The sequence below is a fragment of the Methylopila sp. 73B genome (assembly GCF_000526315.1).
Lineage (GTDB): Bacteria > Pseudomonadota > Alphaproteobacteria > Rhizobiales > Methylopilaceae > Methylopila.
On the sequence record NZ_JAFV01000001.1, the window covers coordinates 2108851 to 2131409 of the forward strand.

The following is a 22559-nucleotide window of genomic DNA, read 5'->3' on the forward strand; positions in this document are numbered from 1 at the left end:
TCAGCTCGCCTGTTTCCGGAGAAACGCCGCCGCCGCGCCGAGCACGACCGGAACGGCTATGGCGAGCGGCACGAAGGCCGACCACAGCTCCTCGAAGCCGAGAGCCTTCGAGAACGCGCCGCGGGAGATCGTGATGAAATAGGTCGTCGGGTAGATCTGCCCAATGAGCGCGCCCGCGCCCTGCAGCGACGAGACCGGATCGGTCATGCCGGAATACTGCACGGCGGGGATGAGCGTGATGAGGGCGGTGCCGAAGATCGCCGCGATCTGGCTGCTCATGAAGCTCGAGAGGAGCAGGCCGAGCCCGGTCGTCGTCGTTACGTAAAGCAGCGCGGCGGAGGCGAAGGCGAAGAGGCCGCCCGTGAGCGGGACGCCGAAGACGAACACCGCGGAGCCGAGCAGCAGCGCGAAGTTCAGCATGCCGAGCGCGATGTAGGGGAGCTGTTTGCCGAGCAGGAACTCGAACCGCGTGACCGGCGTCACGTAGAAATTGATGATCGAGCCCAGCTCCTTCTCCCGCACCACGCTCAGGACGGCGAGCATCGCGGGGATCATGATCAGCAGCAGCGGGATCACCGCCGGGACCATGGCGACGATCGAGCGGACGTCGGGATTGTACCGGTAGCGGATCGCGATCTGGTGGTCGCCGACGGTCGCCGCGGAGCCGTAGAGCTGGCGGGCTTTCTCGGCGAGCCAGCTCGCGTGCATGCCCTGCACGTAGCCGCGCACGGTTTCGGCGCGCGTGGGCATCGCCCCGTCGATCCAGGCGCCGAGCTGGACGCTGCGGCCCCGCGTGACGTCGCGCGCGAAGTTCGCCGGAATCTCCAGCGCGAGGCTGAGCGCGCCCTCGCGCATGCGGCGGTCGAGGTCGTCGTAGTCGCGCAGGGGCTCCTGCTCGACGAAGTAGCGCGATCCTGCGATCTGCTGGACGTAATCCCGGCTGATCGTCGTGTCGTCGCGATCGAGCACGGCGAAGGTCAGGTTTTCGACGTCCAGGTTCACGCCGTAGCCGATGACGAACATCAGAAGCACGCTTCCGAGAATCGCGAGCGCCGCCCGAATGGGGTCGCGCCGAAGCTCGAGCGCCTCCCGTCGGCTGTAGGCGAACATGCGGCGAAGATCGAAGAGGTGGCGGACGGATGGGACGGGGGGTCGCGGGACCGTCCCATCCGCCGCCTCGCGCTGCGCCGGGGGAAGGGCAGGCGATTTCGGTCGCTCGCCGGACGCGTCCTCGAGGTAGGCGACGAAAGCCTCCTCGAGGGTGGCCGCGTTCCGGTTGCGTATGATTTCGGCGGGGGTGTCGCTGATCAGGACCTTGCCGGCGTGCATGAGCGAGATCCGGTCGCAGAGCTCCGCCTCGTTCATGAAGTGCGTCGAGACGAAGATCGTCACCCCGTCCTTGCGCGAGAGCTCCCCGAGAATCCTCCAGAAGTTGTCGCGGGCGATCGGGTCCACGCCGGACGTCGGCTCGTCCAGGATCAGGATTTCGGGCGCATGGATCATGGCGACGGCGAGCGACAGGCGCTGGCGCACGCCGAGCGGAAGCGCCTCGGGCCACGTCTCCATGACGTCGGTCAGATCGAAGCGCCGCGCCATCTCGTCGATCCGACCGGGAATCGCCTCGGGCGGCATGCCGAACAGCCGCGCATGGAGGTCGAGGTTCTGCCGCACGGTCAGCTCGCCGTAGAGCGAGAACGCCTGGCTCATGTATCCGACGCGCCGGCGCACGGCCATGTCGTTCGGGTCGACCTCCCGCCCGAACAGGCGGGCCGTTCCCTCGCTCGCCGGGAGCAGGCCGGTCAGCATCTTCATGGTGGTCGACTTGCCGCAGCCGTTCGAGCCGAGAAAGCCGAAGATCTCGCCGCGGGGGATTCGGAAGCTGACCCGGTCCACCGCGGTGAAGTCGCCGAAGCGCATGGTCAGGGCTTGCGCCTCGATGGCGGCCGCCTCGTCGATCCCGGCCGCGCGGGGCGGCATGACCACCTCCGCGTGCCCTCGGCGCTTCGCTTCCGGCAGGAGGGCGATGAAGGCCGCGTCCAGCGTCGTCGCCGAGGCGCGCGCCTTCAGCTCCGCCGGAGAGCCGGTCGCCAGCACGCGCCCGTCGTCCATCGCGACCAGGAAATCGAAGCGCTCCGCCTCCTCCATGTAGGCGGTGGCGACGATCACGCTCATGGCTGGGCGGCCGCGGCGGATCTCGTCGATGAGCTCCCAGAACTGGCGGCGGGACAAAGGGTCGACGCCGGTGGTGGGTTCGTCGAGGATGAGCAGGTCCGGGTCGTGGATCAGCGCGCAGCAGAGGCCGAGCTTCTGCTTCATGCCGCCGGAAAGCTTGGCGGCGGGCCGATCGGCGAAGGCGGCAAGGCCGGTGCTATCCAGCAGTTCGGCGATGCGCCGCTCGCGCTCGCGTCTGTCGTGGCCGAACAGCCTGCCGAAAAAGTCGACGTTCTCGAACACCGACAGCGTGGGATAGAGGTTCTTGCCGAGGCCCTGCGGCATATAGGCGATGCGCGGGCAGCTCCGCCGCCGGTGCTTTGCGTCCGACATGTCGCCGCCGAGCGCTTCGACGACGCCGGACTGGATCGCGCGGGCGCCGGACACGAGCGACAGCAGGCTCGACTTGCCCACGCCGTCCGGACCGATCAGACCGACCATCACGCCGGCTGGCAGCTCGAGCGACACGGCGTCGAGCGCCCGCGTCGCGCCGTAGACGAGCGTGACGTCACGAAGCGCGACGACAGGCGCGCCGGCGTTCATTGCGGCGCGACGTTCTTCAGGTTTTCGGGCCAGTCCGCGTCGCCCGACAGCCTCACGTAGGCGACGCCCGGGAGCCCGGTCTTCACCTGCGTGATGTGCTTCTTCAGAAGCGCCTGCGGGATCTTCGCCTTGACCCTGAACATCAGCTTCTGGCGCTCCTCCTCGGTCTCGACGGTCTTGGGCGTGAACTGGGCGACGTCCGCCACGTAGCTCACCGTCGCCGGGATCACGTACTGGGGCGCCGCGTCGAGCACGAGACGCACCTCCGCTCCGAGCGCGACGCGGCCGGCCTGCGAGGTGGGCAGGAAGAACGTCATGAAGACGTCGCCCAGATCCACGAGGTTGAGCACCCGTCCGCCTGCCGAGAGGACTTCGCCGGGTTGCGCCACGCGATACTGCACGCGCCCTTCGCGAGGGGAGATCAGGACGCTGTCGACCAGATCCGCGTCGATGCTCTCGATCGCCGCCTTCGAGGCGTCGACCGCGGCGCCGGCGTCGATCACCTGAGCCTTGGCCGCGCCGATGGCGGCCTCGGAGGCGGCCGTCTGCGCGCGGGCCGCCGCCACGCCGGCGCGCGCGCCGCGTTCGGTGGCCCGATCGTTGTCGAGGACCTGCTGGGAGACGTCGTTGGTCTTCGCGAGCTGTTCGGACCGCGCGAGCTTCCGCTCGGCCGCGTCGAGCTCCGCGTCTCGCTGGCCGACCACCGCCTCCGCGGCCGCCTTTTCCGCCTCGCGCTGCGTCACGAGGCTTCTCGCCGTATCCACGGAGATCGTCGCGCGCTGAAGCTGCGCCGCCGCCTGACGCCGTTGCGCGTCGAGCTGTCGGGTGTCCATGCGGGCGAGCGGCTGGCCAGCGGTTACGAAATCGCCTTCGTCGGCGAGGATCTCCCGTATCCGCCCCGAGGTCTTAGTGGAGACGTCGATCTCCACCGCCTCGATGCGGCCGTTGCCTTGCGCGATCCCGTCCGGCAGGCCGCCGTCGGCGAACTTCGCCCAGTACACATAGGCTCCAGCGGCGACCAGAATCGCCAACGCAGCCGCGAGCCAACGCTTCGATGCGGACATCCCCGCCCCTCGCCGAACAGCCGGTCCTGCGGCGCCGATCGCCGTCTAGGATCGAAAGCCGCGCCCCCCACACGTTCATCCCATTGAAGAAGCGGGCTTTGATCTGTGTCAACCCGTGTTGACTCAGTGGTGCCATAGGATAACGATCATGTGGGAGCGCATTTTCCGGACACCTCATGGATCGGCACCCATCCGCCTTCAGCGTCCCTCAGTCGGCGCGGCAGCGCATCCTCGATGCGGCGGCGCGGCTGTTTTCGCGGGCGTCCTATGACGACACGAGCCTGCGGGACATCGCGGCCGAGGCGCAGGTCGACGTGGCCTATGTGCATCGCTGCTACGGTTCGAAGGAGAAGCTGTTCGCGCATGCGCTGAACGCCTCGCTGCAGCTTGGCCGCGTGTTCGACGTGGTGGAGCGCGACATCGGACAAGCCCTGGCGCGCGACATGCTCTCACGCGACGTGACGAACCCGCGAGACGTCAGGGCCTTCGACATCGCCGTGCGCTCGCTGTCGAGCGCCACCGCGCGCGACGTGCTGAAGGACATGACCGCCGCCGATCTCATCGCGCCTCTGTCGGACCGGATCGGCCCGCCGCACGACATGCGCGCGGCGCTGATGATCGCCGCGATGGCCGGCGTCAGCCTGTTCCGCAACGTGCTGGCGTTCGAGCAACTGCAGGAGCCCGCCGGCGGAGAGCTGGAGTCCGCCCTGGCCGATCTGCTGAGGGACATCATGAGCCGTCCGCCCGGCGGGCGGCGCGGGGAAGAGAGGCCGAACGATGACGAGCCGGACTGACGGGCCCGTCTGGTCCAGGGACCGGTCGGAGGAGCCGCTGGGCGGGGAAGCCTTCGCGGCGATCGATCGCATGAGCGAGGCGCTGTCCGCTCGGATGACGGGCGGGATTTCGCCCGCGGCCTGCGCGCTGGCGCTGTTCGACTGGTCGATCCATCTCGCCGGCGCTCCCGGTAAGCGGGCGGAACTCCTCGACAAGGGCGCCCGCAAGGCCGCGCGGTTCTGGATCCACGCCTTCGCCGCCGCAGGGAGCCGCGCGACTCCCCCCTGCATCGAGCCGCTGCCCGGCGACCGCCGCTTCGACGGAGAAGGCTGGCGCAAGCCCCCTTACGACCTCCTGGCCCAGGCGTTCCTGCTCAACCAGCAGTGGTGGCACAACGTCACGCACGAGGTCCCGGGCGTGACGCCGCACCACGAGGAGATGGTGTCCTTCTCGGCCCGGCAGTTGCTGGACATGTTCTCCCCGTCCAACAACCCCTTCGCCAATCCGGAGATCGTCGCCAAGACCGTCGAAACGGGCGGCGCCAATTTCGCTCAGGGCGTCCGGAACTGGCTCGAAGACGTGAACCGGCTCGCGACAGGCCGACCAGCCGCAGGAACGGAAGACTTCGAGGTCGGCCGCGACGTCGCGGTCACGCCCGGAAAGGTGGTCTACTGCAACGACCTGATCGAGCTGATCCAGTACGCGCCGCAGACCGAGACGGTCGGCGCCGAGCCGGTGCTTATCGTGCCGGCGTGGATCATGAAATACTACATCCTCGACCTGTCGCCGGCGAACTCGCTGGTCCGGCATCTCGTCGCGGCCGGGCGCACGGTCTTCTGCATCTCCTGGCGCAACCCCACGGCGGACGACCGCGATCTCGCCCTGGACGACTACCGCCGGCTTGGCGTCATGGCGGCGCTCGAGGCGATCGGCGCCGTCGTTTCCGGCGCCAGGGTCCATGCCGCCGGCTATTGCCTGGGCGGCACGCTCCTGTCGATCGCCGCCGCCGCGATGGCGAGGGCCGGCGACGACAGGCTCGCCTCTCTCACGCTGCTCGCAGCGCAGACGGACTTCACGGAGCCGGGCGAACTCGCGCTGTTCATCGACCACAGCCAGCTTCGCTTCCTCGAAAGCATGATGTGGAACCGAGGCTATCTCTCGGCCGATCAGATGGCCGGCGCCTTCCAGCTCCTGCGGTCGAACGACCTCGTCTGGTCGCGCCTCGTCCACGACTACATGATGGGGGAGCGCACCCCCATGATCGACCTGATGGCGTGGAACGCGGACTCCACCCGCATGCCCTACCGCATGCACGCCGAATATCTTCGCCGGCTCTACCTGGACAACGAACTCGCCGCCGGCCGCTTCCTGGTCGACGGCCGGCCGGCGGCGCTTCAGAACATCCGGGCGCCGCTCTTCGCAGTCGGAACCGAAAGAGACCACGTCGCGCCCTGGCGTTCCGTCTACAAGGTCCACTACCTCATCGACCCCGAGGTCACCTTCGTCCTGACGAGCGGCGGCCACAACGCCGGCATCGTGAGCGAACCCGGTCACCCCGGGCGGCGCTACCGCATCGCGCTCAAGCGCCCGACCGATCCCTGCCTCGGCCCGGACGAGTGGCCGACGGCGGCCGAGCCGAAGGACGGCTCCTGGTGGATCGAGTGGTTCGACTGGCTCGACCGGCATTCGACGTCCGAGCGGGTCGCTCCGCCTGCGATGGGCTCTCCCGAGAGGGGGTACGACCCGCTCGCAGACGCCCCCGGCGTCTACGTGTTCGCGCGCTGAGGAGACCCTATGACCGAGCCGCTTCTCAAGAACCGCACCTTCGACGAACTCGCCGTCGGCGACAGCGCCTCGCTCGTGCGCTTGGTCGGACGCGACGACATCGATCTCTTCGCCGCCGTATCGGGCGACGTGAACCCGGCTCATCTCGACGCCGCCTTCGCGGCGACCGACCTGTTCGGCCACATCGTGGCGCACGGCATGTGGACCGGCGCGCTGGTCTCCGCCGTGCTCGGCGCCAAGCTGCCAGGACCCGGCACGATCTATCTGGGCCAGGACATCCGCTTCCGCCGCCCCGTGACGCCGGGAGACACGATCACCGTGACCGTGACCGTGAAGGAGAAGCGACCGGAGAAGCGCATCGTCCTGCTCGACACGACGGCGACGAACCAGACCGGCGACCAGGTCCTCACCGGCGTCGCCACCGTGATCGCGCCCGACCGGTCCATCGAATGGCCGCGGGCCAAGCTCCCGGACGTGAAGCTTCGGCGGCATGACCGCTACGACGGCTTCGTCGCAGAGGCCCGCGGGCTGCCGCCGATCCGGGCGGCCATCGTCCATCCCTGTTCGCCCGAGGCGATCCTCGGCGCCGGCGAGGCCCGCGACGAGGGCCTGTTCGATCCGATCCTGATCGGTCCGGAGGCGAAGATCCGCGCATCCGCCGAACAGGCGGGCGTCTCGATGGACGGCTTCGCCATCGAAAACGTCGAGCACAGCCACGCCGCCGCCGCCCGGGCGGTCGAGCTAGCAGTCTCAGGAGCGGTCGCGACCCTGATGAAGGGCAGCCTCCACACCGATGAGCTTCTCGGCGCCGTCGTGGGCTCGGGCTCGGGGCTGCGCACCGAGCGGCGGATCAGCCACGTCTACGCGATGGACGTGCCGGCCTACGCCAAGCCGATCGTCGTCACCGACGCCGCGATCAACATCCAGCCCACGCTCGAGCAGAAGCGTGACATCTGCCAGAACGCCGTCGACATGCTGCGGCTTCTCGGCGTGGAGAAACCCCGCGTCGCCGTGCTCGCCGCCGTCGAGACGGTCAACGCCAAGATGCCCTCGACGCTTGACGCCGCGGCGCTGACCGTCATGGCCGCGCGCGACCAGATCACCGGCGCGCTGGTGGACGGTCCGCTTGCCTTCGACAACGCCATCAGCCCGGACGCCGCGAAGACCAAGGGCATCGTCTCGCCCGTGGCGGGCCAGGCGGACGTGCTGCTCGTGCCCGACCTCGAGGCCGGCAACATGCTGGCGAAGCAGCTGATCCACTTCGCGGGCGCCGACGCCGCCGGCCTCGTGCTTGGAGCGCGCGTCCCGATCGTCCTGACCAGCCGGTCGGACTCGCTCAGGACGCGGATCGCCTCGGCGGCGCTCGCCAAGCTGATCGCCGCCCGCCAGTCGCTCGCCGGAAAGATGCCGCGATGAGCGAGAGGCTTCTGGTCACCTTCAACCCCGGCTCCTCCACCGTGAAGATCGGGCTGTTTGCGCTGGAGGGCGGCGCCCCTCGCCGGGTCGGCAGGGGCATGATCGACTTTCGGACGGCGCCCCTGCGCTTCGAGCTTTCGGAAGGGCCGGACCGTTTTGACGTAACGCTCGAAGCCGAGCCCGGGAGCGAAATGCATAAAGTGCTCAATGAGTCCTTCGGCAGGTTGGCGTGGCACTTCAACCTCTCGCAGATCGAAGCCGTCGGTCACCGCGTGGTCCACGGCGGCGACACGTTCTCGGGCGCCGTTCGGATCAGCCAAAGGACGCTCGCGGATCTGGACCGCCTCACGACCCTTGCTCCCCTCCACCAGCCGCAGGCTCTTCGGCTGATCCGCGCGATCGCGCGCCTGCGCCCCGAGCTCCCGCAGACCGCATCCTTCGACACGGCGTTCCATCGCACCAACGCGGAGCTGACGCGGCGCTTCGCCCTGCCCCGGGCGCTGCACGAGGACGGCGTCAAGCGCTACGGCTTCCACGGCCTGTCCTACAAGTTCATCGCCGGCGAGCTCGCGCGGCGACATCCGACGGCGGGGGAGGGCAAGGTCGTGGCCGCCCATCTGGGCTCCGGCGCAAGTCTCTGCGCTCTCGAGAACGGCGTCAGCCGCGACAGCAGCATGGGATTCTCGACGCTGGACGGCATCCCGATGGCGACCCGCTGCGGCGCCCTGGATCCCGGCGTGCTGCTCCATCTGCTCAGCGAACAGAAGCGCAGCCTGAAGGACGTCGAAGACCTGCTCTATCATTTCTCGGGCCTGCTGGGGGTCTCCGGCGTCAGCGCGGACAGCCGCGAGCTGCTCGCGAGCGATCGGCCCGAGGCGAAAGAGGCGCTGGAGCTCTTCGCCTTCCGCATCGGCGGCGAGACCGCCCGGCTCGCCGCCACTCTGGGGGGGCTCGATGCTCTGGTGTTCACCGCCGGCGTCGGCGAGCACCAGCCTCAGATCCGCGCCTCGGTCGCCAAGCGACTTGCGTGGCTCGGGCTGTCGCTGGACGAAGCGGCGAACGCCGCCAACGCGGAGGTGATCAGCGCGACCGGCAGCAGGATCGCGGCCTTCGTCATCCCCACGGACGAGGAGCAGGTGATCGCCGACGAGGCGGCCTCTCTCCTGAGCACGAAAGACTGAGCCATGCCAAAGATCGCAGATCTCACCGGCAAACGCGGTCTCGTCGTCGGAATTGCGAACGAGCACAGCATCGCCGCCGGCTGCGCGGCGGCGTTCGCGGAAGCCGGCGCGGAGCTGGCGGTGACCTACCTGAACGACAAGGCGAAGCCCTACGTTCAGCCCGTAGCCGAAGCGGCGCGGGCTTCCATCCTCGCCCCCTGCGACGTGCGCGTCCCCGGCCAGCTCGAAGCGCTGTTCGCGCGGATCGAGAAGGACTGGGGCCGGCTTGACTTCGTCCTGCACTCCATCGCGTTCGCGGAACGCGACGACCTCCATGCCAGCGTCGTGAACTGCTCGCAAGAGGGCTTCGCGCTGGCCATGGACGTCTCCTGCCACTCCTTCCTGCGCATGGCGAAGCTCGCCGCGCCGCTGATGACGGAGGGCGGGTGCCTGCTGACCGTGAGCTTCTACGGCGCGGACAAGGTCGTCGAGAACTACAACCTCATGGGGCCGGTGAAGGCGGCGCTGGAAGCGAGCGTGCGCTACGTCGCCGCCGACCTCGCCGACCGCGATATCCGCGCCCACGCTATCTCGGCTGGCCCGGTGAAGACGCGCGCCGCCTCCGGCATTGGACGGTTCGACGACTTGATGGACGAAGTCCGCGCCCGCACGCCGGCGGGACGGCTTGTCACAATCGAGGAGATCGGCGGCATCGCCGCTTTTCTCGCAAGCGACGCAGGCGCGCCGCTCACCGGATCCGTGGTCTATGCCGACAACGGATTCCACACGGTGGTATGACGGCGCGGCCCTTTCGCCGCGCGCAAGGATTATGTTTGGAGGTGGGCATGCTGGGTTGGTTCGTAAGGCTCTCGCTTGCTCTGGCGAGTTGGGTCACCGCGCTGTTCGTCGCCCGCGACGCCGTGAACTTCGGCATTGTCAATGTGTTCGTCGCGATCCTGCTGCTGGCGCTGGGCATCGGCTTCCTCGCATTCTGGCCCATGATCCGGGAGATCTTCAAAGCGCTCTACGCGAACTTGAGCCGGAAGCCGTGACGCCGCCCTGCCCCTTCGCGCCTTGCGGATAGGTAAAAAGCTCAGCCTTGCTTCGACGCTGCGGCACCGGTGGCTTCCTCGAGTAGCCTCGAGCTCGCCACTCCCAGCGCGGCCGCGATCGCTTCTAGCACCGTCACGGTCGGATTGCGCACGCCACGTTCGACGCCGCTGACATAGGTGCGGTGAAGCTTGGCCTGAAAGGCGAGCTCCTCCTGCGAGAGCCCCTTCTCCAGCCGAAGACGCTTCAGATTGAGGCCCACGCGGCGTCGCACATCCATGAGGTGGGCGTGCGACGTTGTCGACTATCGATCTACAGACTATGAGTCTCATTTTGCTCGACACCCGCCGACATTCGAGCAATGTCGGTCGGGGCTCGCGAAAGCGCCGAGCCGCAAACTTGGGGAGGCTCCGTGAACCACCGTCAGCATCGCGCCACCGGCGGGATCGGCATGAGTGGGGTGGCCGTCGGGCATCCGGTGCTGCCGCATTCAACACAGAGCGCCTCTGCGCCGATGAATCGGCTGGCTGAGCTTGGCGGGATGGTCTGCCCCCTGAGAAGTCGTCCTCCCTGAGGTATGGCTTTTGGCCATTTGGAGGACTGTCTGATGCCGAGGAAGAGGCACGCGCCTGAAGAGATTGTCGCGAAGCTGCGGCAGGTCGAGGTTCTGACCGCGCAGGGGCGGCCGGTGGCGGAAGCGATCCGGTCGATCGGCGTGACCGAAGTGACGTTCTATCGCTGGCGCACCGAGTATGGCGGGCTGAAGGGCGATCAAGTGAAGCGCCTGAAGGAACTCGAGGCTGAGAATGCCCGGCTTCGTCGAGCGGTGTCGGACCTGACGCTCGACAAGATGATCCTGGCGGAGGCGGCCAGGGGAAACTGATCAGCCCCGCCCGTCGCCGCGACTGCGTGGATCGCGTGGTGAGCAAGCTCGGCGTCACCGAACGCCGGGCGTGCCTTGTGCTCGGCCAACACCGATCGACGCAGCGGAAGATCCCGACCCGGCCTGACGACGAGGCGGCGCTGACCGCCGACATCGTGGCGCTGGCTGTCCAGTATGGCCGCTACGGCTACGGACGGATCGCGGCGCTGCTGCGCTCCGTCGGCTGGGCCGTGAATCTGAAGCGGGTCGAGCGGATCTGGCGACGGGAGGGGCTGAAGGTCCCGCAGAAACAACCCAAGCGCGGGCGGCTCTGGTTCAACGACGGCTCGTGTGTGCGGCTGCGGCCTGAACGGCCGAACCACGTCTGGTCCTATGACTTCGTCGAGGATCGCACTCACGACGGCCGCAAGTTCAGGATGCTCAACGTGATCGACGAGTTCACGCGCGAATGCATTGCGATCCGGATCGGGCGGAGGCTCCGGTCGACCGACGTCATCGACGTTCTGTCGGACCTGTTCATCCTCCGCGGAGCGCCAGCCCACGTTCGATCCGACAATGGCCCGGAGTTCGCCGCCAGGGCCGTGCGTGAGTGGATCGTCGCTGTCGGCTCGAGGACTGCCTTCATCGAGCCCGGCAGTCCTTGGGAGAACGGCTACTGCGAGAGCTTCAACGCCCGGCTATGCGACGAGCTTCTCAACGGCGAGATCTTCTACTCGCTCGCCGAGGCCAAAGCCGTGATCGAAACCTGGCGGCGGCACTACAACGCCATCCGCCCACACTCGGCGCTCGGCTATAGGCCGCCCGCGCCCGAGGTCTCGCTGTGGCCGGCTGCGCAACCCCGACCAGCTCCGCCGGCCACGCCAACCGTCGCGTCAGCGCCGGTCATGAACTAACATTCCAACCGGACCACTCGATGGGGGCCGGCCAGACCGACGACTTACCGTAAAATAGCCCGCCGCCCCTGAGCGGCGGGCTATCGCTATTCGCTATAGGACGTCCGATGCCTCAATCGTGGTGCTCGGGCATGCCCTTCAGCTGGTCTTTCGTCCATGTCGTGACGGCATGAACATCGCCGCCTTCATCACGCATGAAATCGAGATCGGTCGCCGACACCGCGACACGCTTCGCGCCAATCCCAAGGAAGCCACCCACATCGATGACGACCTTGGCGGTCGCGCCAGAGCCATGAACGTGAGCGACGGATCCGATTTTCTCGTCGCCGGGACCGTAGATCACCGCGTCATCAAGCGTCGATTCGGTGAGTTCGTCGCTCGTCAGTCGGACATGCTGGCTGTGGTCCATGGCGTCTCTCCTCGGAAGGGTTGGTACCCTATAACTCCCGCGGGCTGCCTGCGTTCCAACCAGCACGAAGCGATGGTGATGCAACCGGGCGATCTGCCCATTTTGAAAGGTGAGGTATGGAACTCTGAAACAGAAGCCATCGACTTCGATCCAATGCCGATTCGCTGGGCGCTCGCGGATTATTACAAGTCGGTAAATACCAGGTTGCTACGTTAGCCCTCGCGATCTGGGATGGAGTTCGATGAGATGACCCACGTCGAATTAATCGCGCGTCTCGCAGCTGCGGCGGTCGCGGGCAGTGTCGTCGGGATCGAACGGGAACGCTTGCTGTGGGCGGCGGGCTTGCGGACTCATATGCTGGTGTGCGTTGGCTCCTGTCTCGCCATGATCGTCTCGGCCTATGGTTTTGACGATGTATTGTCACAGAGCCACGTCTCTTTCGATCCGTCCCGCGTCGCCGCTCAGGTGATTTCGGGTGTGAGCTTCCTCGGCGCTGGGACCATTCTGCTGCGCGGCGAGGTCGTTCGCGGGCTGACAACGGCGGCGAGCCTGTGGGGTGTGGCGGCGGTGGGACTAGCCATCGGAGGCGGCCTCTATGTCGCCGGAACTGCGGCAACCGTGATCATCGTTGCAATCCTCGCGGGGGTGAAGCCGCTGGAAGAGCGATACAGGCATCGAATGACGTCGCGCGAGCTCCGGCTAACCGGTCCGTCCGGTGTAGTAACGATCGATTTGCTGAACGAAGTGGCCGGGCTTCGAGCTTCCCGCGTCAGACAGTTTGTGGCGAAGCCCAGCGCCCAGGAAGGTTATGATGACATCGTCATCTCGTTCGTGCGGCTCTCGCAGACGAGCGTGGACGACATCGCCCACAAGCTGACGGCGCGGAACGGCGTGCGCATACTGTCGGAAGACGATGGTCGAGCGTGAGCAGCCCAGCCTAGGGCCGGGACTCATAACCAGTGGCTGACTATAGCGGCGATGTGGACGGCGGCGAGGAAGCTCGTGGCGTTACGGTCATAGCGGGTTGCGTCGCGTCGGAAGTCCTTGAGGCGACAGAACATGCGCTCGATGGCGTTGCGGTCGCGGTAGAGGGCCGGCGAGAAGCAGGGCTTCCAGCGGCGGTTGGACTTCGGCGGGATGTTTGGCCTGACGCCGGCGGCCTCGGCCTGACGGCGGATGGCGTCGCTGTCATAGCCCTTGTCGCCATGAAGCATCCGGGCGGCGGGAAGTTCGGCCAGCAGCGTCGCTCCGGCCGAGCAGTCCGCGACTTGGCCGCCGGTCAGCAGGAAGGCGATCGGGCGTCCTTCGCGATCCGTGAGCGCGCGGATCTTGGTGCGTCCTCCGCGCGATCGGCCCACCGCCTGGTTGCGCTCCCCCCTTTACCGCCGGCGGCCGAGCGATGGGCCTTCACCGCAGAACTGTCGATCATGACGTGATCGGCCGGACCCGCCTCGGCGACAAGCGCCAGGAACAGCCTGCGCCAGACGCCTCTCACGGCCCAGCGGACATAGCGATTGTAAAGGGTCTTGCGCGGTCCGTAGACCGCGGGAGCGTCGGCCCAGCGGCCACCCGACCTCAACACGTGCACGATGCCGCTGATGATGACCCGCCGGTCGTCGACCCGCGGAACGCCGCGCGTCTTCGTCGGCAGATGCGGCTTGAGCCGGGCGAACCGATCGTCCGTAAGCCAGAAGCAATCCGATCCCATCGGCGTCCTCCCTTGAGATCGCCTCTGAATCACGCTTCGCTCAATCCGCAAACTCGTTAATGGGTCCGGGCTCCAGCAAAGGCCCCAAACCTGTTCAGATAAGCCGAGCCAGCTCTTCGAACGCCCGGTGGGGCTCGTCCTAGTAGGTCGATCGCGCGATCCCCATCAGCCGGCATCCCTCGGCGACGGAGAGGCAGCGGGGCCGGTGATCACGGACGTAGGCGCGCTTCTCGGCCGTGGTCCGCTTCGAAGAGCCCCCTTTAAGAATCTCGAGCTCGAGCACTTGCCCGGCCTCCGCGTCCTCATCGAACGCGCCAGCTTCGAACTTCTGCACCGTTCCTAACCTATTTCGGACGGTAGGGAAGACTGCTGTCGGACGGGCAGCCTCCTCGCTAGGGCGAGTGGCTCGTATCGAGTAAGCCCACGGCGTCAGTTTAGATTCTCTCTAAATAATTGAAATTGCAATCCTAATCCTGATGGCTCATGACGAGCAGAATTCTTGGGGGCGGCTAGCGAGCCAATCGGATGACCTTTGCGGCCAGCGACGCCAACGACGAGTTACTCGGGCTCTATCTCCGTCAATGGCGGACCCTTCGGCTTCGCCTCACGCGCCGTACCGGCTCGCGGGAGCTCGCCGAAGACGCGCTGCAGGAGACGTGGCTGCGGCTCGCCGGCCTGAAGCAGAGCGCGCCGGCCGTCCGTGACGGTCAGGCCTTCATTCTGCACGTGGCGTCGAACATCGCGATCGATCTCTCCCGGCAGGATCTCCGCCACAGCGCGCGACGCGTCCATGATGAGGACGCATTGCTTTCGGCGGTGGATCCCGCGCCTTCGCCCGAGACCGTGACGATCGACCGGGATCGGTTGAGAGCCCTCGTGCGGGCTCTCGGCGAGCTCCCGCCGAAGCCGCGCGCGGCGCTTCTGATGTGCCGCTATGACGGGCTGTCCCACGCTGAAATCGCCGCGGCGCTTGCCGTCTCCGAGAGCATGGTCGCGAAGTATCTGGCGCAGGCGCTTCGCCATTGCCGCGATCGCTTCCGCGCCGTGGCGTAAGGCTGGCGCGGCGCCTTTGCTCGCCTGGAATCGTCCTTGATGCTAGAGCGGCGCGCCTGCGCCGCCGCAGGACCGCCGGGACCCGCCTCCCATGACCGATGACGAACCGTCGTCCCCCCCGGACGACCGGCTGAGCGACGAGGCGATCGACTGGATCGTGCGTCTGCGTTCCGGGCGCGCGAGCGCCGAGGATCGCGACGCCTTCGCCGCATGGCGGAGCCAGAGCCCGGAGCATGAAGCCGCCGCGCTCGAAGCGGAGAGCGTCTGGCGAGGACTTGGCGCGGCGGGCGAGGCCCTTCCCGACGACCACGGCGCGGCTCAGGCGGACGCGAAGGGCGTCTCCCGTCGCAAGTTGCTCAGCCTCGCGGCGCTCGGCGCCGGCGCGACGGCGCTTGCGGGCTCCGACTGGGCGCGCCTCCATCTCGAGGCGGACCACGCGACGGGACCCGGCGGTCCCGAGAGCTTCACCTTGCCGGACGGCTCGACAGCTCGGCTCAACGCGACCAGCGCCATCCAGGTGGCATACACGCCGTTCGAGCGACGGCTGACGCTGCTGGCGGGGCAAGGCGCCTTCGACGTCCGCCCTGACGCGGCGCGACCGTTCGTGGTGGACGCCGCGGGCGGCGCCGCGCGCGCTTTTGGGACCTCGTTCGACGTCGACATCCGCTCGACCGAGGTGGTGGTGACCGTTCTGTCGGGACAGGTCGAAGTCGCGACGGCCGGAGCGACTTCGCCGGCGGGGCGCGGCGAGCGAATCCGATTCCGCGCCGGCTCTTCGCCGTCCGCGGCCGAGACGGTAGACGTCGAGGCGGAGACGGCGTGGCGGCGCGGCAAGCTCATCTTCAACGGCCGGCCGCTGGCCGATGTGGTCGCCGAGGTCGAGCGGCACCGGCGCGGACGCATCGTCATCGCGAACCGCAGTCTTGCGGCTCTCGCCGTGACCGGCACGTTCGATCTCGGCGACGGCGACGCCGTGCTCCGCGCCGTCGAGGACACCCTGCCCGCCCGCGTCACGCGTCTGCCTTTCCTCGCGATCGTCAGCTGACCCGTTTTTTTGGCCGGTTCGCTGCAAGATCGCGGCGGTCGCCTCGTCCTTGCTGATGAGGGCGCGCTGGCGCGTCCGCTCGGGTACGGGGACTGCGATCGTGAAAGCTGAATGGGGGAGCCGCGCCCGGCGTGCGGCCTTGGGCGTCGCCGCGGCTCTGGCTGTAGCGTCGCCGACGGCGGCTGCGCCCGAAAGCGGAGCGTCCGTCACGGCGCGGGGCTCCACGGTGGCGTTCGACGTGCAACCTCAGGACCTTGGCGGCGCCCTGACGGCGTTCGCCGATCAGGCCGGCTTGCGCCTGATGTTCGCAAGCGACGTCGTCGCCCGGTTTGAGAGCCGTGGACTCCAGGGAAGATTCACCCGAGAGGAGGCGCTCGACCTTCTGCTCTCGGACGCTCGCCTGTCATGGCGCTTCACAAGCGGGTCGACCGTGACGATCTCGCGTTTCGCGCCTGGCGACATCGTGCCGATGGCCGCCGAGGGCGTGATCGAGCTGGACGAAATCGCGGTCGAGGGCACGGGCCTGCAAAATGCCTGGGGTCCGGTCGACGGTTACGTCGCCACCCGCAGCGCGACGGGATCCAAGACCGACACGCCGCTGATCGAGACGCCGCGCTCGATCTCCGTCATCGCGCGCGACGAATTAGCGGATCGCGGCGCGACGACGCTGCAGGAGGCACTCGCCTACACGCCGGGCGTCGCGTCCTTCGCCTCTGGCCGCTCGCTTGTCCTCGACGAATTCCTGCTCCGCGGGTTCGATACGGCGGCCGGCAACCTCGGCCAACTCCGCGACGGCCTCAAACTACAGGCCAACGTCTACGACGGCGCCCAGGAGCCCTACGGCCTCGAACGCGTGGAAGTGCTAAAGGGAGCCGCCTCGATCCTTTATGGACAGCTGGGTCCGGGCGGTGTGGTCAATTCGATCAGCAAGCGCCCGACATTCACGCCGCAAGGCGAGATCAACGTCACGGGCGGAAGCTTCGAGAACAAGCAGGTTTCGGCGGACGTCTCCGGGCCCATCGGCTCAAGCGGCGAGTGGGCCTACCGGCTGACGGGCCTCGTTCGCGACGGCGACACCTGGATGGACTACGTCCCCGACGACAAGCGCTACATTGCGCCGGCGATCACCTGGAGGCCCACGGATCGTACATCCCTGACGGTCCTGGCCCACTATCAGGAGGTCCGCACCCGTTTCAAGGCGCCGATGGACGCCGATGGCACGGTCTTCAGGGCTCCCGGTGTCGGACGCGTTCCGCGCGACATGTTCATCGGCGACCCGGACTTCGACAAATACAAAATCAACTCCGGCGCGATCGGATACCTCTTCGAGCATGACTTCAACGGCACGGTGAAGTTCAGTTCGAAGACTCGTTACTTCGAGTCGAAAGCGGACTGGAATTATCTGACATTCCTAGGGTTCAAAACCACCGCGCCTGGAGATCCTCAGATCTTGCGCGGCATCAGCGAGCGCACCGAACACTCGAAGACTTTTACCTCGGACAACAATTTCCAGGTCAGGTTCGATACCGGGCCGATATCCCACACGGCGGTCGTCGGGGTCGATTACTCGCGCCTGACATACGACACCCACCGGTTCCAGCGCGGCGTTGTAGATTCGCTCGAATTCGACGATCCCGATTACGGAAACTCCGGTGTCAAGGTCGATTACAGCCGCGACAATGGGTTCAAGCGGCAGATCGGTCAGGTTGGCGTCTACGCGCAAGACCAGATCAAGATCGCCGACCGCTTCGTCATTCTTGCCGGCGGCCGGCAGGATTGGGCGAAGACTGAGACGAGCTATTACCGGCTTGGTCGCCAGCCAGACCAGAAGGACGACGCCTTCAGCGCACAGCTAGGCTTCGTCTACCTCGCGCCGCATGGCTTCGCTCCCTACGTGTCATACAGCGAATCTTTCTCGCCGACGGTCGCCGCAAATTTTCTGGAGCCCTCGACCAAACCTACGACCGGGGAGCAGTACGAGGCGGGTCTGCGATGGCAGTCGCCGGATGAAAAGACGCTGATCACGGCGGCCGCCTACACCATCGATCAGAAGAATGCGGTCTCGTTTGCAGCGCCCACGAACGACGACGACTCTGGCTTTCGCCAGACGGGCTTGGTCCGATCAAGAGGCGTCGAACTTGAGGCGAAGACGAAACTCGGCGATTGGGAGATCGTCGCAGCCTACGCCTACACGGACGCGCGGGTTCGAAAGGACGAAGATCCGCTGCTTGTCGGAGAGCGCGTCGCGCTGGTCCCCTACAATCAGGCGTCGATCTGGGCGGCCTATGATTTCACATCGCTCGGCGCGCCATGGCTCAAACTTGGCGGCGGGCTTCGCTATGTCGGCCGAACGAACCTGACCGAAGATTACATATCGGACGCAAATGGAGCCCCGATCAGAAAGCGATACCGTGAGGTTCCCGACTACCTAATGGTCGACGCGGTCGCGCGTCTGGATCTGGGTGGCATGACGCCATCGCTCAAAGGCTTCCATGCGCAGATCAACGCCAAGAACCTCCTGGACAAAAAAACCTACTCCTGCACAAGCGCTGTCCAAGGCTGCAATTACGGCCAGCCACGCACCATCTTCGCCACGCTCTCCTACAAATGGTGAGCGGCGTCACCCGGCGCGCGGCGCTCACGGGACTGGGGACGGCCGCAGCAATGGCGGCCTTCTCCGTTTCAGCCACCCGCGGCGCCGGGGCAACGCGCGTGGTGTCGCTGGAACTGCAGCTCACCGAGACGCTGGTCGCGCTCGGCGCGCCGCCGATCGCCGCCGCCGACAATGCGCTCTACCGCCGCCTGGTCGGACGACCGGAACTTCCGGCCTCGGTCGAGGACCTCGGGCCAATCCAGCAGCCGAACCTCGAATTCTTGACCTACCTGAAGCCGGACCTGATCGTTTTGCCGCCATGGGAGATAGGCGGATCGCGCCGCGCCCTCGCGCGCGTCGCGCCTATCGAGGCAATCGGCGATCTCTCGGCCCGACCGCCGATCGAGCGCCTGAACGAGACCACGCGTCGGCTCGGCGTCCTCGTCGGGCGTGATGGCGATGCGGAAGCGCTCGTGGCGAATGCGGCAGCTGAGATCGACGCGCTGCGGACCGGCGCGGCGACGCGGCCGACTTTTCTCTGCCGACTGATGGAGAATGGCCGCCACGTCGCGATCTTTGGCGGCCGAAGCGTGGTCGGCGCGGTCGCGGAGCGGCTCGGCATGCCGAACGCCTGGACAGGGCGGCAGAGCGCCTTCGGAACGGCGGTCGCGGCGATCGAGGATCTGGCGCGCGTCCCGGACGCAAGGCTGGTGCACTTCCATCGAGGGGCGGAGACCGACCGCGCGCTGGCGCGGCTTGCACGCAGCCCGCTCTGGGCGGCGTTGCCCATGGTGCGCATGGGCCGGACCCACGCCATGCCCGTTGTGCATCCGAACGGCGGGCTCGCCTCGGCCATCCGGGCCGCGGCGCAGCTTGCGACGCTTCCCCACGACGGCCCGCCGCGTGGCTGACGCCCGTGCAGGGCGCCGCGTCCTAATTCCGGCTCTTGCCTTGCTGGCTCTGGGCGGCGCGCTCGCCTGCGCCAACCTCGCCTCCGTGGCGTCTCCAGGCCGCTGGGTCGGCGCCGCCTTCGGGCCGGAACCGACGGCTATGACGGAGATTGTGTTTCACCACAGCCTGCTGCCGCGCATCGCCGTCGCGCTGCTGTGCGGGGCCGGCCTCGGCCTCGCCGGCGCATTGATGCAGCAGGCGCTGCGAAACCCGCTGGCTGAACCCGGAACGCTCGGCGTGTTCGCTGGCGCGCGGTTTGCGCTGGCCGCAGCCACGCTGTGGGCGCCGGGACTGCTCGTGTTCGGATACGAGCCTCTCGCCCTCGCCGGAGGGGCGACCGCCGCGGCGCTCGTGTTGCTTCTCGCACGGCGCCAGCGGTTCGCGCCGCTGGCGGTCGTGCTTGCGGGAATCGTCGTTTCGCTCGCGCTCGAGGCGGCGAACCGCATGCTTGCGATCGGGAACTTCGAAGCGCTCTCGGACCTGTTCGTCTGGCAAGCCGGATCGCTCTCCCAGAACAATTGGGACGCCGCGCGCCGCCTTGCGCCGCGGGCTGCACTCGGCGCTCTGGCGGCTCTATTGCTGGCGCGTGCTCTCGCCGTGCTGGAGCTCGGCGACGCCGTCGCGCGCGGCCTTGGCGCGTCGCTCGCGCTGGTGCGGGTCGCCGCCATCGCGGTCGCCGTCGCTCTCGCCGCCTCCGTCGCCGGCGCGGTCGGCGCGATCGGTTTCGTTGGGCTGGCGGCGCCGACGATCGCACGCGCGTCTGGCGTTCGAACGGCGGCCGGCCGGCTGCTGTGGAGCGCCCTGATCGGGTCGGGCCTTTTGCTCGCCGCCGACCAGGGGTTGTTGGCGACAGCTGGGGGGATGGTCCCGACCGGCGAAGCAACGGCTCTGCTGGGCGCGCCGCTGCTGCTGTGGCTCGTCGCGCGCATGCGCGCCGCGGCGGGTCCTGCGGAGATGGAGAGCGCGAAAGCGACGAAGATGCCAGATCGAGCGCGTGTACGGCTCGTCTTGGTCGCCGCGGCGACGCCCGTCGTCGTCTGGGCGGCGCTCGCGCTTGGACGGACGCCGGATGGCTTCGTCTGGGCGACAGGCGGCCTGTTCGACGCCCTGTGGCCGTGGCGAGCGCCGCGGGTAGCGGCCTCGCTCGCCGCCGGAGCCCTATTGGGCGCCGCCGGCGTCGTGCTGCAAAGGCTGACGGGGAACGCCATGGCGAGCCCGGAACTTCTCGGCGTGTCCGCCGGAGCGGCGCTCATGCTGATACTCGCCGTATTTCTGCTGCCGCCTCTCTCGCCTTCGGCGGCTCTCGGCCTCGCGACCTTGGGCGCCGCGGCTGCGCTGTTCGCGACGCTCGCGGTCGGCTGGCGCTCCGGGCACGCCCCGCTTCAGACCTTGATGATTGGGGCGGCCCTTTCAGCGCTGCTCAGCTCCAGCGCGACGCTCGTCCTCGCAAGCGGTGATCCGCGCGGCGCGGCGCTGGTCGCTTGGCTCGCCGGCTCCACCTACGCGGTGACCCCCGCGCAATCGGCCGCCACGGTCGTCGCTGCGGTCGCGCTGGCGCTGGCGTTGCCTTTGACCGCCCGCTGGCTCGCGATCCTGCCGATGGGCGGGGCGGCGGCGCAGGCCCTCGGGGTCCAGGCTGCCAGGGCCCGGCTCGGCCTGCTTGGGGTCGCCGCCGCCGCGACCGCCGCAGCGACGCTGTTGGTAGGGCCTCTGAGCTTCGTAGGGCTGGTGGCCCCCCATCTCGCGCGGTTCGCCGGCGCGCGCCGGCCGCTGGCGGAGACAATGGCCGCAAGCGCGATCGGCGGCCTTCTTCTTCTCGTTGCGGATTGGCTTGGGCGCGTCGTCGTCTTTCCCTGGCAGATCCCCGCGGGCCTGATCGCGACGGCGATTGGCGGGATCTACTTCACATGGCTCCAGCAGGCGCGGCGATGACCGAGGATCCTCTCGCCTCGCTCCTGGTCGGCCCTCTTGTTGACTACGCGGGTCGTGTCTCCACGACGCAGGAGCCGGGCCTCGTCGCAGGGGTAGATCTGCGGGACCGGACGGTCCTGTCTGAGCTTATCGATCGAGCCGTGGCCGCGCGGAACGGGGCCGATCGACGCGCGGTCTCGTCTCTCTGGTCGAAGGCGCATTTCGCGACGGTGATCCCGCCGACGCTTGGGGTCGCCTTCGTTCATGGCCAGGCGTTGCCCGTCGCTCTCGACGACATCCTCATAGCCGTCGGCGCCGTGAGCGGCGCCACGACGCTCCTCGTTCTGCGAGATGCCGGAGAAGCGTTCGCTTCCGACGCGGAAGGACACTTCGACGCTCTCGTCTACGGCCACCTGGAGCCGCTGGTCGACGGCCTTTCGGCTGCGACCGGCCTTTCGCGCCGTGTGCTTTGGAGCAATGCGGGCAATATTTTCGACTATGTCACGACGCTCGCCCGAGGCGCGTTGGGGAACACGCCGGCGCTTATGGAAGCCGAGGCCCTGCTCTCCGAGCGGACCCGGCGCGGCGTCCCTAACCCCCTGTTCCGGCCGGTGGATCATCTCCCGGATGGCGGCCGACGGCGAAGGGTTTGCTGCGTCCGCGACAGGATCGCGAGCCTCTCACTCTGCTCGACCTGCCCCAAGGCATCGGCCGCCGTGACCAGCGCGGATATGATTGGCGATGGATGAAGTTGGGGCTGAACGCCGTCGTAGCTCCGAGCACCGTTCGCATCGACAAGGGAGCGATGTTTGCGGGCCGACTGCGGGTTAACGGAGCCCCGGAGCAACCGCTCGAATCGCTAATCGTCAACGGCCGCGATCGCCGGGGGCACGCCGACAATCGTTCGCAAGATCCCCACCAAAGAAACCCGGGTATGTTCCAGAATATCTACAGAAGGCGGCTGAAGTGTTTAGCTTCAATCGATAGCTCGTCGATCGCGCCAAGCAGCGGCTGCACCGGATTCTCAAGTGGTGGCGGATCAACCCCAGCCTGCCGGCGGCAACTGTTGAACCACGAGCGGACGGTTGGAGAAGTCGGCATTGAAGCGAT

General features: G+C 67.6%; 19 protein-coding genes. 14 read left to right on the plus strand and 5 right to left on the minus strand.

Features of this window, described 5'->3' with window-relative positions:
- Together rbbA and K244_RS0110240 are read right to left on the minus strand one after the other, a co-directional pair.
- A complete protein-coding gene (gene rbbA / locus K244_RS0110235) occupies positions 1 to 2754 on the minus strand; it encodes a ribosome-associated ATPase/putative transporter RbbA (RefSeq protein WP_020186169.1) in 2754 nt (917 codons plus the stop codon).
- Positions 2751 to 3818 (minus strand): HlyD family efflux transporter periplasmic adaptor subunit, encoded by a 1068-nt coding sequence (locus K244_RS0110240; protein WP_020186170.1) that lies wholly within the window; start codon positions 3816 to 3818, stop codon positions 2751 to 2753. Before K244_RS0110240 ends, rbbA begins: the two co-directional genes overlap by 4 nt.
- A gap of 176 nt (positions 3819 to 3994) precedes the next feature.
- Here K244_RS0110240 and K244_RS0110245 point away from each other — a divergent pair, with 176 nt between their 5' ends.
- The 6 genes from K244_RS0110245 to K244_RS0110270 are packed head-to-tail and all read left to right on the plus strand — an operon-like array spanning position 3995 to position 10005.
- Complete coding sequence (locus K244_RS0110245; protein ID WP_020186171.1) at positions 3995 to 4612, plus strand: TetR/AcrR family transcriptional regulator; 618 nt, start codon at positions 3995 to 3997, stop codon at positions 4610 to 4612.
- Positions 4596 to 6377, plus strand: coding sequence for an alpha/beta fold hydrolase (locus K244_RS0110250; protein WP_020186172.1), 1782 nt, complete (start codon positions 4596 to 4598; stop codon positions 6375 to 6377). The genes K244_RS0110245 and K244_RS0110250 overlap by 17 nt, the downstream gene beginning before the upstream one ends.
- Before the next feature lie 9 nt (positions 6378 to 6386).
- Positions 6387 to 7793: a bifunctional enoyl-CoA hydratase/phosphate acetyltransferase gene (locus tag K244_RS0110255; RefSeq protein WP_020186173.1), complete on the plus strand. Its 1407-nt coding sequence runs from the start codon at positions 6387 to 6389 to the stop codon at positions 7791 to 7793.
- A complete protein-coding gene (locus tag K244_RS0110260) occupies positions 7790 to 8974 on the plus strand; it encodes an acetate/propionate family kinase (RefSeq protein ID WP_020186174.1) in 1185 nt (394 codons plus the stop codon). The genes K244_RS0110255 and K244_RS0110260 overlap by 4 nt, the downstream gene beginning before the upstream one ends.
- Before the next feature lie 3 nt (positions 8975 to 8977).
- On the plus strand, positions 8978 to 9751 hold the full coding sequence (gene fabI, locus K244_RS0110265; protein ID WP_020186175.1) for an enoyl-ACP reductase FabI: 774 nt from the start codon (positions 8978 to 8980) through the stop codon (positions 9749 to 9751).
- Between the two features lie 47 nt (positions 9752 to 9798).
- Positions 9799 to 10005, plus strand: coding sequence for a hypothetical protein (locus K244_RS0110270; RefSeq protein WP_020186176.1), 207 nt, complete (start codon positions 9799 to 9801; stop codon positions 10003 to 10005).
- A gap of 41 nt (positions 10006 to 10046) precedes the next feature.
- On the opposite strand, the gene K244_RS0110275 is transcribed toward K244_RS0110270, so the two are convergent.
- Positions 10047 to 10283: a helix-turn-helix transcriptional regulator gene (locus K244_RS0110275; RefSeq protein ID WP_020186177.1), complete on the minus strand. Its 237-nt coding sequence runs from the start codon at positions 10281 to 10283 to the stop codon at positions 10047 to 10049.
- Positions 10284 to 10610: 327 nt separating this feature from the next.
- Between K244_RS0110275 and K244_RS0110285 the strand changes: the two genes are divergently transcribed.
- Positions 10611 to 11779 (plus strand): IS3 family transposase gene (locus K244_RS0110285; RefSeq protein ID WP_155931672.1). Its coding sequence is split into 2 segments (ribosomal slippage): positions 10611 to 10875 and positions 10875 to 11779, totalling 1170 coding nucleotides; the frame shifts between segments, so codons are not numbered across the junction.
- Between the two features lie 112 nt (positions 11780 to 11891).
- On the opposite strand, the gene K244_RS0110290 is transcribed toward K244_RS0110285, so the two are convergent.
- Entirely contained in the window at positions 11892 to 12188 is a 297-nt protein-coding gene (locus tag K244_RS0110290) for a PRC-barrel domain-containing protein (protein ID WP_020186180.1), read from the minus strand.
- A gap of 246 nt (positions 12189 to 12434) precedes the next feature.
- Between K244_RS0110290 and K244_RS0110295 the strand changes: the two genes are divergently transcribed.
- Positions 12435 to 13115 (plus strand): MgtC/SapB family protein, encoded by a 681-nt coding sequence (locus K244_RS0110295; RefSeq protein WP_024816426.1) that lies wholly within the window; start codon positions 12435 to 12437, stop codon positions 13113 to 13115.
- Positions 13116 to 13138: 23 nt separating this feature from the next.
- On the opposite strand, the gene K244_RS23080 is transcribed toward K244_RS0110295, so the two are convergent.
- A protein-coding gene (locus tag K244_RS23080; RefSeq protein WP_155931674.1) for an IS5 family transposase occupies positions 13139 to 13896 on the minus strand; the annotation gives its coding sequence in 2 pieces (ribosomal slippage) (positions 13139 to 13558 and positions 13561 to 13896; 756 coding nt in all).
- A 525-nt stretch (positions 13897 to 14421) separates the two neighbouring features.
- On the opposite strand from K244_RS23080, the gene K244_RS21780 reads away from it, so the two are divergent.
- The 6 genes from K244_RS21780 (at position 14422) to fhuF (ending at position 22198) form a co-directional block, all read left to right on the plus strand.
- Positions 14422 to 14949: an RNA polymerase sigma factor gene (locus K244_RS21780; RefSeq protein ID WP_020678387.1), complete on the plus strand. Its 528-nt coding sequence runs from the start codon at positions 14422 to 14424 to the stop codon at positions 14947 to 14949.
- A gap of 91 nt (positions 14950 to 15040) precedes the next feature.
- On the plus strand, positions 15041 to 15994 hold the full coding sequence (locus K244_RS0110320) for a FecR domain-containing protein (protein ID WP_020678388.1): 954 nt from the start codon (positions 15041 to 15043) through the stop codon (positions 15992 to 15994).
- 100 nt (positions 15995 to 16094) lie between these two features.
- Positions 16095 to 18608, plus strand: coding sequence for a TonB-dependent siderophore receptor (locus K244_RS0110325; protein WP_245259753.1), 2514 nt, complete (start codon positions 16095 to 16097; stop codon positions 18606 to 18608).
- 50 nt (positions 18609 to 18658) lie between these two features.
- Positions 18659 to 19498, plus strand: a complete 840-nt coding sequence (locus K244_RS23560) for an ABC transporter substrate-binding protein (RefSeq protein WP_020186188.1) — start codon at positions 18659 to 18661, stop codon at positions 19496 to 19498.
- Entirely contained in the window at positions 19491 to 21470 is a 1980-nt protein-coding gene (gene fhuB / locus K244_RS0110335) for a Fe(3+)-hydroxamate ABC transporter permease FhuB (RefSeq protein ID WP_024816427.1), read from the plus strand. Before K244_RS23560 ends, fhuB begins: the two co-directional genes overlap by 8 nt.
- Positions 21467 to 22198, plus strand: coding sequence for a siderophore-iron reductase FhuF (gene fhuF, locus K244_RS22660; protein WP_197027154.1), 732 nt, complete (start codon positions 21467 to 21469; stop codon positions 22196 to 22198). Before fhuB ends, fhuF begins: the two co-directional genes overlap by 4 nt.
- Positions 22199 to 22559 lie beyond the last annotated feature (361 nt).

What these genes read in the sequence shown, in the direction of transcription:
- fabI (WP_020186175.1), top strand. Translation starts at nt 8,978, where the DNA reads ATGCCAAAGATCGCAGATCTCACCGGCAAACGCGGTCTCGTCGTCGGA.
- K244_RS0110250 (WP_020186172.1), top strand. Translation starts at nt 4,596, where the DNA reads ATGACGAGCCGGACTGACGGGCCCGTCTGGTCCAGGGACCGGTCGGAG.
- K244_RS0110260 (WP_020186174.1), top strand. Translation starts at nt 7,790, where the DNA reads ATGAGCGAGAGGCTTCTGGTCACCTTCAACCCCGGCTCCTCCACCGTG.
- K244_RS0110245 (WP_020186171.1), top strand. Translation starts at nt 3,995, where the DNA reads ATGGATCGGCACCCATCCGCCTTCAGCGTCCCTCAGTCGGCGCGGCAG.
- K244_RS23560 (WP_020186188.1), top strand. Translation starts at nt 18,659, where the DNA reads ATGGCGGCCTTCTCCGTTTCAGCCACCCGCGGCGCCGGGGCAACGCGC.
- K244_RS0110270 (WP_020186176.1), top strand. Translation starts at nt 9,799, where the DNA reads ATGCTGGGTTGGTTCGTAAGGCTCTCGCTTGCTCTGGCGAGTTGGGTC.
- K244_RS0110240 (WP_020186170.1), bottom strand. Translation starts at nt 3,818, where the DNA reads ATGTCCGCATCGAAGCGTTGGCTCGCGGCTGCGTTGGCGATTCTGGTC.
- K244_RS0110255 (WP_020186173.1), top strand. Translation starts at nt 6,387, where the DNA reads ATGACCGAGCCGCTTCTCAAGAACCGCACCTTCGACGAACTCGCCGTC.
- K244_RS0110290 (WP_020186180.1), bottom strand. Translation starts at nt 12,188, where the DNA reads ATGGACCACAGCCAGCATGTCCGACTGACGAGCGACGAACTCACCGAA.
- K244_RS0110275 (WP_020186177.1), bottom strand. Translation starts at nt 10,283, where the DNA reads ATGGATGTGCGACGCCGCGTGGGCCTCAATCTGAAGCGTCTTCGGCTG.
- K244_RS0110320 (WP_020678388.1), top strand. Translation starts at nt 15,041, where the DNA reads ATGACCGATGACGAACCGTCGTCCCCCCCGGACGACCGGCTGAGCGAC.
- fhuF (WP_197027154.1), top strand. Translation starts at nt 21,467, where the DNA reads ATGACCGAGGATCCTCTCGCCTCGCTCCTGGTCGGCCCTCTTGTTGAC.
- K244_RS21780 (WP_020678387.1), top strand. Translation starts at nt 14,422, where the DNA reads ATGACCTTTGCGGCCAGCGACGCCAACGACGAGTTACTCGGGCTCTAT.
- K244_RS0110295 (WP_024816426.1), top strand. Translation starts at nt 12,435, where the DNA reads ATGACCCACGTCGAATTAATCGCGCGTCTCGCAGCTGCGGCGGTCGCG.
- rbbA (WP_020186169.1), bottom strand. Translation starts at nt 2,754, where the DNA reads ATGAACGCCGGCGCGCCTGTCGTCGCGCTTCGTGACGTCACGCTCGTC.